We start from the raw sequence: 12,632 nt of genomic DNA, 5'->3' as shown, positions 1-12,632 counted from the left end.
GCACCGTTACGCCTTCCTGTTGCCGGGAAAGACAAACATGTTGTAGAGAAGAAAATTGACCACCAGGCCAACGGCTGCGCCCGCACAATAGGCAGGAACGTGCCGTAGACTCGCGTCGTGGGGAGCAATTGCGGACATTACGGCAAGGTTGGCTCCCGCTCCGACAGAGCTCGCAACCAGGTAACGCAAAAACTCGGCAAACGCGGTATAGACGCGCCATGCCGAGAAAGTAGCAACTCGATTGATCGCCCATGTTGTGGCGATTGCGACAATGGAGGCAATGATCCGCGCGCGCCAGTATTGAGTGGAAAAAATCAGTGTCAACCCGAAGAATACGGTAGCATCGACTATGAACCCAACAGCCCCCACGCCGAGGAAATCGGGAAGCTTTCTGATGCGCTGCCTCATGTGTTTTGCCTCGACGCGCCTACTGTGGATCATGGCGCCGGATATCGGAGGTAGGCCAAGCGCTTCGCCTCGCGCCGGCCGCGCGTAACGGTGTCAAGAATGAAGCCGCTGGATAACGAGAGCAGCGCGGACACCATGATGCCCGTCGCAAGAACCGCTGTCGGCAAACGGGGTACGAGGCCGGTTTCCATAAACTCGATGATGACAGACGCGCCAATGAGCAGAGAGAGCATCGCCAAGATACCCGCCACAATAGAGAAGAAGGCAAGCGGCCGCTCCTCCTTCATGAGGAAACCGATCAAGCGCAGTATTCGTAAGCCATCACTGTAGGTCCGCAACTTGCTCGCGGAACCAGTTGGTCGTTCGCGGTACGGGGCTGTGATCTCTGATTGGGGTAAGCGGAGATCGAGCGCATGCACCACAAGCTCGGTTTCAATCTCAAACCCGGTCGATAGGGCGGGAAACGATTTAGCATAGCGCCGCGAAAACGCCTTGTATCCAGATAGCATGTCGGTGGTTGCTGCGCCGAAAATTCGTCGAACGAGGCCGGTTAGGAGCTTGTTCCCCCATTCATGGCCGCTTCTATATGCGTCGGAATTCTCAGCCGCACGCGCGACATTTACCATGTCGTAGGGGCCGGAACAGAGCTCATCAATTAGGCGTTGGGCTACAGACGCGTCATAAGTGCCGTCCCCATCGACTAAAATATAGATGTCCGCCTCAATATCGCTGAACATTCGCCTAACCACGTTTCCTTTTCCCTGGCTTTTTTCTTTGCGTACAATCGCTCCTGAGCGAACAGACGCGTTATAGGTGTCATCACTCGAATTATTGTCATAAACGTACACATCGGCTGCGGGTAGGTGTGATTTGAAGTCATGAATTACGTCAGCAATAGTTAGCTCCTCGTTGTAGCAAGGAACAAGTACTGCTATTTTGTGTTCACGGTTCTTGTTAGTCATGGTGCTTGTCATTTTTCGCAACAGCCCGGGGGGAGGAGGTCGAAGACTTCCTTCACGCAAAAGCATTTCAGATAGGATCGCAATTGGCTTCGACCGCGAGTATCGATTCCGCCCCTGCTTGATACATCAAGTAAGCATGTCCTGCTTCCATCGGTCCGAGTTCCAGGATGCGCTTGCCGGAAAAATCCCTCAACGGTTTTCGAAAGCCAGTCGATACGTGAGCCTTCAAAGAGGGCGGCGCGCTCCCGGGGGCTGTTGTGGCATCGGCCGTCGCTGGAGATTTGGACGACCATTCGCCTTTGAAAATATCAACTGCACTTTGGGCGCTTGGCGAAATCGCGACGGATGGGTCTAAAATGTCCATCATTTCCTCTAAAGTCGATGTTGGGGCGGACCTTAGCAGTCGGCAAAGTCCTCGTCACGCCGTCTGCCTCTCATGCTCCTTCAGCTATGTGGCGAGCACTGATGACAGCAGCAGGTCAGAACCGGAGGTAGGGATAATCGTTCATGTGCCTGTTGGTAATCGAGGGGCTCTGCCGTTCGTCATCACTAGGAGAATGACTGAGACGGCGAAGCCGGCGATGCAGAGTTCCAGCGTTTTCAGCAGGTGACTGCTATCATAGTAGAACCGAATTTTGCTCTGCCCGTTCACCTCGACAGCAGGAAAAAAATCTAAAAAGCTTTTTAGCTCTACCGCCTTTCCATCCAATGTGGCCCGCCAATATTTGTTGGTGCGGATGGGGAAAATGACCCATCCATGTGTTGCGCCTGAATATTCCACTGTCACGTCATCCGGTCGATATGTTGCAAGTCGCACCGAGCCAAAATCTGCTTCCGGTTGCCCGTCTAACCCATGCACATAATAGCCCGAGCCTAGAATCACGTGGTTTTCGACAACATCAATGCCCGGCTCTACCGGCGTGATCGAGAAATTTTGAGGAAGATGAGTTTTCTCAATAACTCTAATTTTTGGGATACCGGGAAATACACTCGACCCAACTTGATAGGTTGCGCCCCCGGCGGTTTCGAAGGCCCATGCACTAAGCATCTTTTGGCTGTCGGGTTTGGTCATTGAAATGACGTACCGATACGTTCCGGTCACAAGAGGAGCGGCCTGGTTGAAACTGAACGTGGCGAATTGGTTGTCACGTATCGCCTCCGGTGGCAATTCAGCGTGAGCCACGAGAAGTTCATCTTTGTAAAGATCAAATATCAATGCCGAGGGAGCGTAGCCCTCATTATATGTTGCCAATAAAACCTGCACGCTCGTCGCACTCATGGGCTTGTCAATTACCAAGTTACCTTTGAGGGCACCGTTGTTAAGGGGGAGAGTGGGTCTCTGGCCAATGCCAGAGGTTTCATAAGCCAATTCGGTGGCGCATCCACTTCTGACGAGGAAGAAGCGGACGGCAGCATAGGTAATTCGTCGGCTGGAGAAATTAATGTCGGAGCATTGAATGACGGAGGCGGTATATGTTGTCTGATAAGAAGGCGCTATGTCCTGAGCTATTTTCTTTTGAGCGTCGGTGCGAAAGCCATGGGCAAATAATTCTGGCAATCGATAGTTCGACAAAAATCCAGAGGAAAGAAAGCTGTCGTCTGAGATGATGCTCTGACCAGGAAGAATTTTTGATAAAACATACGATATTGACGGGGTTTCTGGGAAGAATGTCTCGATGTCGGGTCTCGCATTGATTTGCCTGAACCAGTAGCCGAGATTAATTGCCTGAAGTAGGCATATGAACAGAACGACATGTGATTTGTAATAAGGCTCGTATTTTGGTGATGTGGGAGATATGTAATTAATCGTATAGGAAGAGAGTATGGCTACTGATAGTCCAAAAAGTATAGATGCTCTGCTCCAGGTGTTTAAATCGAAGCCAGGGATTAATTTCACGAGGTTGGCAGGCGCTGCGCCAAATGCTGTTGCCATTGTGAATATTGCAATGACTAACCCAAGGATAGCGAATCGATTTCGCTCCCGAAAGATTATGTATATTGAAAGAATAGTGAGGAGGGCGGCTGGTATTCCAGCCGAAAAAGTGCGCTCGACACCTAAATGATCTGAAAAATCAGAGCCAAACATATAGATAATGTCGTAAGGGGAGAATGCTGTCCCACTTGTTCGGCTAGACAAATCAGTTGAATCGAGAATGTCTCTGGTTTGCAAGAGGCCGGGGAGGGCTAGGAATGCACCGGCAGTGCCTGCGCAGCCGAGCCCGACAATTCGCCTGATCGGAAGCTGATTGATGCCGATGCTCCTGAGTTCGGCAAGAAGAACTACGATTCCCAGTATCAGTGACGAGATGGCCCCAAGGAGGGCCACAAATGGAAAGCCGCCTAGGCCCATCAAGGCTACGCTGAAAGTGAATCCTAAGGCCCAACTCAAACGGCCTGTCTGCCAGTATCGGAGTTGAGTGGCGAGAACCCATGGGATAAGAGCGCTCGTTGTCAGGTGCGGCCAATGTGCCCATGCGATGTTGAAACCGCAAAATGCGAATACCATGGCGCCAAAAACTGCCGCCCTGCGATTACTGAACATGAAGAACAGCAGGAAATAAGTGCCAAAGGCAGCCAGGAGATAGTTCGTAAGAATTGCGAACGTGTAGCCCATGGCCTCGTTCGGCGTGAGGGCATAAACTATAAAAGGTATCGAAAGGCCCTCATAAATAGGCGCCTGGATGCCAGTTGCACCCAGCTGATGCAGGGGGTTCCATAATGGGATATGCCCTTCCCATAACTCTCGCCTAAATTCTCGCCAGTTCGGCAGGCGGTGATCCAGCGCGTCAGAACGCTCTGCATTGATAAGGGGGGTGTCGATCCCAGCATTGTCCCATCCTGGATACGCCAGCAGCAGATCCATTGGTGCCAGCGTTTGCCGAAAAGGATTCACGCCGACGATTCCCAGGACGAGGACGAAAAGAAGCACCATCGAAATGATGTGTCGCAGAAATGGGGTCTCTCCCGGCAAATGGCTGTTTTGCACGGGTGCTTCCCCCATTTGCGTGTTCATGCGCTCTTCCCCTTTTGCAATATCAATTCCACCAGGGCGACCAGGCAGTCTCCGAGAACGGTGACGAGCCGGTTGCCGAGAGCAATCGCGGTGGCTGCCGGAGGCGGCAGGCCCGCGGCGGTAAGCCCCATGATCAGAACTGCTTCACGCACCCCAAGGCCACCCGGCGCTCCCGGAACGACAAAGCCAATGAGCCAGGCAGCCGCTCCTATGCCGACCAGTTCGGCCACATGCCCCGCATCGTCCAAGGTTCTGGTAAGCGCAACGATCAGCAACCCATTGCCGATGAAAAACAGTGCATAGAGAAGAAATGCTTCGGCAGAGGCGATTAGCGCTCTTCTCCCGATGCTGGCGATCCTGAAGCGAAACAAAAGCGCTGTCCCGACGGCAAGCGCCAAAAGCCCGGCGGCGATTATTCCCGCGAGCAATCTAGGGTTATCGAGACCATAGCGCGCAGAGGCATCCTGGAAAACTGGCCATGCCAGCAAGGCGGCCAACGTTCCTGCGGCAAGGACGATGATGGACAATTCCCCTATCTGGGCAAAGGCAAGCGCCTTGTTCGACGCTCCGGCATTGCGGGCGAGGGCAAACCGGCCAACCATATGCATCACGTTGCTCGGCAGGTATTTGTAGATCTGCGTCTTCCCAAAAATGCCAAGCGCACGACCCAACCCAAGCGACGGCCCGTCAACGGCAACCAAGAAGCGATACCAGGCGATGCCGACCAGTTGCAGGATGACGGCATAGGCGAGGGCGCAGCCCGGTATGGCGATCAGAAAAAATGGTGAAATAAGTTGTCGTTGCAGGTCGCCGAAGGAGCGATGGACCGCCAATCCGACGAAGACAAGCGCGGCAAGGCTGACAATCAGGCCCCCGGCGCGAATTATTGAATTCAGCTTTCTGCTTTTGGCTGATGGTGCCGTCTGCATTGTCTCAGTCACAACGGCAAAGGGCCATGGTCCAAGGGAGCGGCTTGCGGACCTCCACGACCTTTAGCGATTTGCCCAGCAGGTTGATGAACGATGCGGATGACCAGTGCTGGATATGCCCCGGCGTATTTCCAAGGCTTGAGATGTATTTACCTCTGGCCATGTTAAGTGCCCGCCAGACAGGCTCGCGTGGCACGCTGACAAGAAGATAAGGTTTGGCAAGCGATTTGAGTATCGCAAGGGCTTGTTCGGTATCTGGGATGTGCTCGAGAACTTCGCAGCAGATCACCAGTTCGGCCGAAGCGACTTCCGGTGTCAGGTCGAAAAGCGAGCGTGTTTCAAATATCGGCTCCAGCCCACGCTTCGTGCATTGCTCGTTAGCCTCCGAAACACTGACGGATTCCAGGTCGCTGCCGCGAACATTCCACCCCCGATCATGGAGGCGAATGGACAAATTTCCCTCGCCGCAGCCGACCTCGTAAGCGTTTTGGACGCCTGTCTTCGCCGTCAACATATCGAAACTGCTCAGAAAGCCATCCATGAGATATCGTGCGATCGGATTCCGGGTATTGTATTTGTCGTAGTAATTGCCCGGAACGTTGTCGTAGGTTGCTGGCGCTTCGTTCATCTACACTATTCCGCTTATTTTACCTGCCTGAACCTTGGAACCTTCGCGATCTATCGAAAGCGAGCGGATCAATGCATTTTCCCGATGTTCCTGTTGCAGTTGCCTGATCCTGATTTCTTCGAGAATTTGTCTGTTAACCGCGATCAGTTCGGAAAGGATACCGCTCATGGCGAGGATGCCAGCAAGGGCAAGCAAGGCGCTGGAGAGAACCAGCGACTGAATGTTGCCGCTGCCTTCACCCCTTAGATAATGGAAAAGGAACCGGGCGATCATGATCAAACCCGGCGTGGCGACTATGGCCGCACACACCGAAAAGAAGCGCAGCGGGCTATAGACGACAAAGATCCTCACCACCGTTATCAGGGAGCGCCGCACATAGCTTGGTATGCTCTTGACCAGCCGTGAGGGCCGGAGATCCCCGTTCACGCGGATCGGCACGGAGGTGATCGGAATGTTCCTGCGGCCCGCCTGGATGATCGTTTCCAGCGTATAAGTGTAGCGGTTGAAGACGTTGAGCTGTATCGCCGCGTCGCGGTGGATGGCACGGAAACCGCTCGGCGCGTCGGGAACCGTCGTGCCGCTGGCAAGCTTGACGACCAAGCTTCCAAGCTTCTGCAGAAATTTCTTGACGGGTGAAAAATGCTCTATCTCGCTGATCGGCCTTGCGCCGACGACGATCAGGGCCTTTTTCTCCAATATCGGGCGGACGAGATCGGAAATGCAGGAGGCATCGTATTGGTTGTCCGCATCGGTGTTGACAATAACATCGGCGCCGAGCTTCAACGCCGTCTCAATGCCGGTCATGAAGGCTTTGGCAAGCCCCTGATTGTGGGGCAGCGAGACCACGTGATCCACACCGTTTTCCCGGGCAACCTCCACTGTGCGGTCAGTGGAGCCATCGTCGATCACGAGCCACTCTACCTGGTCGAAACCCTCGACCTGACGTGGGAGATCAGCAAGCGTGACGGCGAGTGTCCCCTCCTCATTCAAGCATGGGATCTGGATGATAAGCTTTGACAATCCACCCTCTTCTCTTTTTCTAAAGACCGGCTGGCTGCCATCCACGGCATGGACCTGAAGAACTTGGATATGAAGCCAATTGATCGCGAGGCGGCTTTTAAACCAGGGACTCGATCCGCCCAGCTCGAAGCGTCATTTTCTTCGTGCAAACGCGCTCGATGAGCGCTTCGTCGTGGCTGGCCAATACGATGATGCCGGCCTTTTCCGCCAGTTCGTTCATCCGTTGTTTGGCTTTTTCCTGGAACGATGCGTCGCCGGCGCCAATCCATTCATCCATCAGCAGAATTTCGGGCTCGAGCGTGGTCGCCGCCGCAAATGCCAGGCGCGCCGCCATGCCCTGGCTGTACGCCTTGAACGGCAGGTCGATGAAGTCACCCAGTTCGCTGAAATCGATTATTTCTTCCATCTTCTCTTCGATCTCGGTCGCCGTCCAGCCGCTGATCAATCCTCTCAGCACGATGTTCCTGCGCCCGGTGGCCTCCGGGCGAAACCCTATGTTGATGTTGAACAGGGCATCGACCTTGCCCGCGATCGATATCGTGCCACCCGACGGCTGATAGATTCCATATAGAACCTTGAGCAGCGTTGTCTTGCCGGCACCATTCGGGCCGACAAGGCCCAACCGGTCGCCTGCATTGAGTTCGAAGCTGACATCGTCGAGCGCCTGCACGACCTGCTTGGTGCCCGACTTGGCTATGTTGCCGCCAAGAGCGCTGCGACGCCGGCCAGGCGCCGAAAGTGTCAATTTTTCGAACAGACGATAAACGAGGCTGACATTGTTCAGTTGGATGGATGTCATGGAACTCAGATCAGGAAAACGATGCGTTTGCGATAACGGCCCAGCAACAGCAACGCAAGAGCCCATAGGCCGAGACTGATGTAACCAGCCACGGCCAACGCATGCATCGGAAATATGCCGGCCGTGATCGGCTCACGCACGCCCTCCAGGAAATAGGTGAAGGGATTCCAATGATAGGCATACTTTTGGACGCCTTCCTGACCGCTATAGACCCAGAACACCGGCGTGAAGAACATGCCGACCCGCATCAGATTCCCGACGATGAACTCACTATCGGGAAAGAAGGCGCCCAAGAACGCAAAAACCGTTACGAATGCAGGCGTTGCCAAGATGATGAGCAGCAGACCCAGCAGCGATAGCAGCCAATTCGCGCTGATCCCGTAACCGCCCAGCAGCAGAACAAGAACGCAACCCGCCAACGAATAACCAGCCCTGATGATGCATTGCATCGTCAATCGCATCACATAGACGAACAACGGCAGCGTTGTGCCTTGAATGAAGCTCGCTTCTCGCTGGAAAAGCGACACGCTCATGGTGATGGTCTCGGTGAGATAGAACCAGACCAGCATGCCGATGGCCACATAGGCTATATAGCTTGGGTTGCTGGCGTCGGTGGTCACGAAAACAAAGACAAAAGTGCCGACGAAAGCGAAATAATTGACCAGCATCCAAAGCGGGCCGAGCGTCGTGCGTCTGTGCTGGTCGCCGATGTCCTCGTGGGCAAGCGCGATCCAGACCCGGTGTAATCTCATGGCCTTTGAGATGTCGTCAAAAGCGCCGTTTAGTGCCGCAATCATAGCTGGGAGTATCGCAATCCGTTATTCTGGCGCATTATTCTTCGCTGGCCATAGCGAACCACCAAGCCCGTCTCTAATAGCCATTTCGATGGGCATATGGCAACGCATTGCGTCGTAACGCGGTGGGGAGCAGAGTCAACTGCGGCAAAACTGAACGCATGCTGATGCTGTGTGACTTATCTATTAGCTCTTGATAATGTTTCCTTTGCGGCAATCGCCCCAGCATGATCCATGTTCTCCACTGGACGCCTCTTCTCGAAAAAACCTCTAGCTATGCCCTCCGCCCCGCAGTATGCGATACACCACGGCGGGGGCCGGGGATGGCACTTAAGGTGGATTGGTCGCGAAGTATCTTCGTGTTCGCACTTCGCTGGTGTCGATCCCCTTGAGCCTGGAGTCTAGTGCCGTCCAATGAATTCTTACCTCGAATCAGTATTCGGGCTCAGGCCACAGATGCGGCGCGTCTTCATCATGGTCCAGGACGTGGTCATGGTCCTGGTCGCCGTGGCGCTCAGCCTCGTGCTTTCGCGGTCTAATCTTTCGTTCGACGCGCTCTCCAAGGAGGGTCTGGCGACATGGGCGGGCATCGTCGTCATCAGTCATTTGCTGTTCCGCTACAGTGGCCTCTACACCACCGTCTGGCGCTTCGCCTCGACGCCGGACTTTTTCAACATCCTGAAGAGCTGCGCGATCTTGACGTTCACTCTTTATGTGGCGTCGCTGCTGCTGCGGTTTTACCGGCCGGTGGCGGGGCTCAACGAGCGTCAGTTCATCGTCTTCTTCCTCGTCTCCTTCACGATCATATCGGCACCCCGGCTGTTCTACCGCTTCCTGCGTGACGGCGCGAGCTGGGGGATTCTGAGCCGCAAGACCGACATCAGGCAGGCCAAGCGCGCTCTGTTCGTCGGCCGGCTCGGCGAGGCCGACCTGATCATCCGCTTCACGCGCACGGCGCAACCGGCGGACTATTCCATCGCAGGCATCATGGCGACCGAGCGCGGCGCCCCGTTGGGCACGCGGATTCAAGGTGTTCCCGTGGTGGCGACCATGCCGCGCCTGATCGATGTCCTGGAAGACTATGCGACCGGCACCAAAAGCCTGGACTTGCTGATTTTCGGCAGCGGCGCCGAGCACGAAATCGAGGACTATTCGGAACTCGTGCGCATTGCCCGGCACGGCGACATAAATGTGGTGCAGTTCTCAGGCCTTTCGGAGTTGGAACAACACGGAAAGCTGGTTCTCGACACCGTCGAGATGGAAACGATCCTGCGCCGTCCGGCGGTCGCGTCCGACATCCAGCGCATCGGCGCCTTTGTCAGCGGCAAACGCGTTCTGGTAACCGGCGGTGCCGGTTCTATCGGCCAGACGCTGGTCAAGCGGTCGCTGGAACTGGGAGCCGAGGCGGTGCTGGTCGCTGACAACTCCGAATTCGGCATCTTCCAGCTGAGCCAGTATGTTGACGAGAAGGACCATGACCGACTCAAGGTCCGCATCGTCGATGTCTCCGACCGGCGCCAGATAACGCGTGTCGTCACGGAATTCCGGCCGGACATCATCTTTCACGCCGCGGCGCTCAAGCACGTGCCGCTGCTCGAGGAGAACTGGGATTCGGCCATTCAAACCAACATTTTCGGAACGCTCGTCTGCGCCGAGGTTGCCGCCAAGTGCGGGGTTGCGCAATTTGTCCTGATATCGAGCGACAAGGCGGTGGATCCCTCATCGGTGCTTGGCATGACGAAGCGGGCCGCCGAACAGATCATCAGTGCCTTGCACGGCACGCCGGCAGGCGAGACGGGCGGGCGCCTCCCGGCCACCAAGTTCATTGCAGTGCGGTTCGGCAATGTCTTCGGCAGCAATGGTTCGGTGGCGACCATATTCCAGGCGCAGATCGAGGCTGGGGGACCCGTCACCATCACCGACCGACGCATGACGCGCTATTTCATGACCGTGGCCGAAGCCGTCGATCTCGTCATCATGTCGGCGGCCGATGCCGCGTCGCGGCAGAGCGGACACGATTACGCCGTCTATATGCTCGACATGGGCAAGCCGGTGCCGATTCTTGAAGTGGCCGAAACGATGATCCGCTTGTCCGGAAAGAGCCCATACAAGGACATCGCGATCCGGTTCACCGGCATCAGGCCGGGCGAAAAACTTCACGAAACGCTGCATGGCGAAGACGAGGAACTCGTCGAACTCGGCATCTCGAAGGTTTTCGGCCTCAGCACGGACGTCGTGGAATGGTCGGATGTCCAGGTCGCGCTCACGGCCCTGCAGCAGTCGGCGAAAAACCAGGACAAGGCTGGCGCGCTCGCCGCATTGGCAGGTCTCGACCGCGCCAAGAAGGCCAGGGCAAGTGCACGTCAAGACGCGATCCCGAAAACGGCGGGGCAGGCGAGCTAGGCCCGTTCAGAATTCAGAAAGCGATCTTGCTCGTGAGCAAAGATGATCTGCGCATCGCGGTCCTGATGGGCACGAAAGACGGCGCCGCCTTCATCGAGGAGCAGCTGCAGTCCCTGCTCGAGCAGTCGCACCCTCTGGTCGACTTGTGGATTTCAGACGATGGCTCCACCGATGGCACGACCGCCATCATCGAGACATGGAAATCCCGCTGGCGGCCCAAGGGGCGGATGACGCTGGTAGAGGGGCCGCGGCAAGGCTTCGCCGCCAATTTCCGCTCCATGATCGTCGACCGACGCATCGAGGCGGACTGCTATGCCTTCTGCGACCAGGACGATATCTGGGAGACCGACAGGCTGGAGAGCGCTATCAGCTGGATGCGGACCCAGGATGCGAAAACCCCGCTGATGTTTTGTTCGCGAACCGCAACCATGACGGAAACAGGAAGCCTTGTCGGCCATTCGCCGCTGTTTGCCCGGCCGCCATCCTTTCGCAATGCGCTTGTGCAAAGCATCGCCGGCGGCAACACAATCCTGCTCAACGCCGCGGCACGCGACCTGCTGGCCAGGGCCTCCACGCGGACCGGGTTCGTCAGCCATGACTGGTGGGCCTATCTCATAGTGACCGCCGCCGCCGGCATCGTCCGCTACGATCCGCGACCGCTGGTGCGCTACCGGCAGCACGCGGCAAACCTGGTCGGCGCCAACGTGTCCTGGAAAGCAAGGTTCTCTCGGCTTGGCCGCCTGTTCAAGGGGGAATTCGCCGGCTGGACGGACCTCAACCTCGACGGTCTCGCCGTCAATCGCGATCTCCTGACCGAGGACGCGACGGCGTGCCTCGACCTTTTCATCCGCGGGCGCAACGGTGGCCTTTCCCGCCGCTTGGCAGGCTTGCGCCAAAGCGGCGTCTATCGGCAGACCGTTTCCGGAAACATTGGGCTCTATCTCGCCTTCATCCTGGGGCGCATCTGAACATTGCGACGGCTGCGTGGCGCGCTTGGTCAAGAGATCGGCTCATGCTACGTCGACCGGATTGACGGCATTGGCCTGCGGCGTTGCCTCGGGACTTCGGCAGGGAGCACTATCGGCCGTTCATGAAGACAGCCAAGCAAATCTTCGATATTGCCGGTGCGGCTCTGCTGCTGGTGGCCACATCTCCTGTCTTGGCGCTCACCGTCCTTGCCGTTCGGGCATCGTCGCCGGGCCCGGCTATTTTTTCACAGGTGCGGGTCGGCCGTGACGGTCGGCTTTTTCGCTGCCACAAGTTGCGCACGATGTATGTCGGGACGCCGTCACTACCCTCGCATGAGGCGCCGGCGGATTCCGTGACATCGGTCGGGAAGGTCCTACGGAAGTTCAAGCTCGACGAGCTGCCGCAATTCTGGAATGTCCTGAAGGGCGAAATGAGCCTGGTCGGGCCGCGCCCCTGCCTGCCGACCCAAACCGAGTTGATCGAGTGTCGCAGGCGGCTGGGGGTTTTGGCGGCGCTGCCGGGCATAACCGGCCTGGCCCAGATCAGGTGCATCGACATGTCGAACCCGGAGCTTTTGGCCGAAACGGATGCTGCCTACCTCCGCACTGCGTCGTTCTGGCTCGATCTTCGGATACTGTTTGGAACGCTCTACCGCAGACCATGATCCCAAAAAGTGGAAGCCGGTTTTTGGGAAAGATCATGGTCAA

General features: G+C 56.3%; 12 protein-coding genes. 3 read left to right on the top strand and 9 right to left on the bottom strand.

The annotated features are described in order from the left end of the window. Positions 1-6 precede the first annotated feature (6 nt). The 9 genes from EJ079_RS30440 to EJ079_RS30400 form a co-directional block, all read right to left on the bottom strand. Positions 7-408, bottom strand: a complete 402-nt coding sequence (locus EJ079_RS30440; RefSeq protein WP_164873882.1) for a GtrA family protein — start codon at positions 406-408, stop codon at positions 7-9. A gap of 29 nt (positions 409-437) precedes the next feature. Beyond that, positions 438-1,370, bottom strand: coding sequence for a glycosyltransferase (locus EJ079_RS30435; RefSeq protein WP_210214652.1), 933 nt, complete (start codon positions 1,368-1,370; stop codon positions 438-440). A gap of 67 nt (positions 1,371-1,437) precedes the next feature. Beyond that, positions 1,438-1,737 carry a hypothetical protein gene (locus EJ079_RS30430; RefSeq protein WP_164873881.1) on the bottom strand — a complete coding sequence of 100 codons (300 nt, stop codon included), beginning with the start codon at positions 1,735-1,737 and terminating at the stop codon, positions 1,438-1,440. 138 nt (positions 1,738-1,875) lie between these two features. Beyond that, complete coding sequence (locus EJ079_RS30425; RefSeq protein ID WP_127810967.1) at positions 1,876-4,383, bottom strand: hypothetical protein; 2,508 nt, start codon at positions 4,381-4,383, stop codon at positions 1,876-1,878. Then, positions 4,380-5,312 (bottom strand): lysylphosphatidylglycerol synthase domain-containing protein, encoded by a 933-nt coding sequence (locus tag EJ079_RS30420; RefSeq protein ID WP_127810966.1) that lies wholly within the window; start codon positions 5,310-5,312, stop codon positions 4,380-4,382. The genes EJ079_RS30425 and EJ079_RS30420 overlap by 4 nt, the downstream gene beginning before the upstream one ends. A gap of 4 nt (positions 5,313-5,316) precedes the next feature. Then, positions 5,317-5,940, bottom strand: coding sequence for a methyltransferase domain-containing protein (locus EJ079_RS30415; RefSeq protein ID WP_127810965.1), 624 nt, complete (start codon positions 5,938-5,940; stop codon positions 5,317-5,319). Beyond that, positions 5,941-7,005, bottom strand: coding sequence for a glycosyltransferase family 2 protein (locus EJ079_RS30410; RefSeq protein WP_245481757.1), 1,065 nt, complete (start codon positions 7,003-7,005; stop codon positions 5,941-5,943). 52 nt (positions 7,006-7,057) lie between these two features. Then, positions 7,058-7,630 (bottom strand): ATP-binding cassette domain-containing protein, encoded by a 573-nt coding sequence (locus EJ079_RS30405; RefSeq protein WP_245481756.1) that lies wholly within the window; start codon positions 7,628-7,630, stop codon positions 7,058-7,060. A gap of 134 nt (positions 7,631-7,764) precedes the next feature. Continuing rightward, positions 7,765-8,556: an ABC transporter permease gene (locus EJ079_RS30400; RefSeq protein WP_127810964.1), complete on the bottom strand. Its 792-nt coding sequence runs from the start codon at positions 8,554-8,556 to the stop codon at positions 7,765-7,767. 411 nt (positions 8,557-8,967) lie between these two features. On the opposite strand from EJ079_RS30400, the gene EJ079_RS30395 reads away from it, so the two are divergent. From EJ079_RS30395 to EJ079_RS30385, 3 genes are all read left to right on the top strand, one after another. Next, entirely contained in the window at positions 8,968-10,956 is a 1,989-nt protein-coding gene (locus tag EJ079_RS30395) for a nucleoside-diphosphate sugar epimerase/dehydratase (RefSeq protein WP_164873880.1), read from the top strand. Between the two features lie 32 nt (positions 10,957-10,988). Continuing rightward, the gene (locus tag EJ079_RS30390) at positions 10,989-11,924 is read left to right on the top strand and encodes a glycosyltransferase family 2 protein (RefSeq protein ID WP_127320325.1); all 936 of its coding nucleotides are present in this window, start codon (positions 10,989-10,991) and stop codon (positions 11,922-11,924) included. Between the two features lie 122 nt (positions 11,925-12,046). Beyond that, a complete protein-coding gene (locus tag EJ079_RS30385; RefSeq protein ID WP_127397109.1) occupies positions 12,047-12,589 on the top strand; it encodes a sugar transferase in 543 nt (180 codons plus the stop codon). Positions 12,590-12,632: the final 43 nt, after the last annotated feature.

Origin of the sequence: Mesorhizobium sp. M7A.F.Ce.TU.012.03.2.1 (assembly GCF_004006095.1) — a bacterium.
Classification (GTDB): domain Bacteria; phylum Pseudomonadota; class Alphaproteobacteria; order Rhizobiales; family Rhizobiaceae; genus Mesorhizobium.
Note: the sequence above shows the minus strand (reverse complement) of the source record. Positions and strands in the feature narration are given on the sequence as shown.

What these genes read in the sequence shown, in the direction of transcription:
- EJ079_RS30395 (WP_164873880.1), top strand. Translation starts at nt 8,968, where the DNA reads ATGAATTCTTACCTCGAATCAGTATTCGGGCTCAGGCCACAGATGCGG.
- EJ079_RS30415 (WP_127810965.1), bottom strand. Translation starts at nt 5,940, where the DNA reads ATGAACGAAGCGCCAGCAACCTACGACAACGTTCCGGGCAATTACTAC.
- EJ079_RS30400 (WP_127810964.1), bottom strand. Translation starts at nt 8,556, where the DNA reads ATGATTGCGGCACTAAACGGCGCTTTTGACGACATCTCAAAGGCCATG.
- EJ079_RS30435 (WP_210214652.1), bottom strand. Translation starts at nt 1,370, where the DNA reads ATGACTAACAAGAACCGTGAACACAAAATAGCAGTACTTGTTCCTTGC.
- EJ079_RS30420 (WP_127810966.1), bottom strand. Translation starts at nt 5,312, where the DNA reads ATGCAGACGGCACCATCAGCCAAAAGCAGAAAGCTGAATTCAATAATT.
- EJ079_RS30430 (WP_164873881.1), bottom strand. Translation starts at nt 1,737, where the DNA reads ATGATGGACATTTTAGACCCATCCGTCGCGATTTCGCCAAGCGCCCAA.
- EJ079_RS30425 (WP_127810967.1), bottom strand. Translation starts at nt 4,383, where the DNA reads ATGAACACGCAAATGGGGGAAGCACCCGTGCAAAACAGCCATTTGCCG.
- EJ079_RS30385 (WP_127397109.1), top strand. Translation starts at nt 12,047, where the DNA reads ATGAAGACAGCCAAGCAAATCTTCGATATTGCCGGTGCGGCTCTGCTG.
- EJ079_RS30440 (WP_164873882.1), bottom strand. Translation starts at nt 408, where the DNA reads ATGAGGCAGCGCATCAGAAAGCTTCCCGATTTCCTCGGCGTGGGGGCT.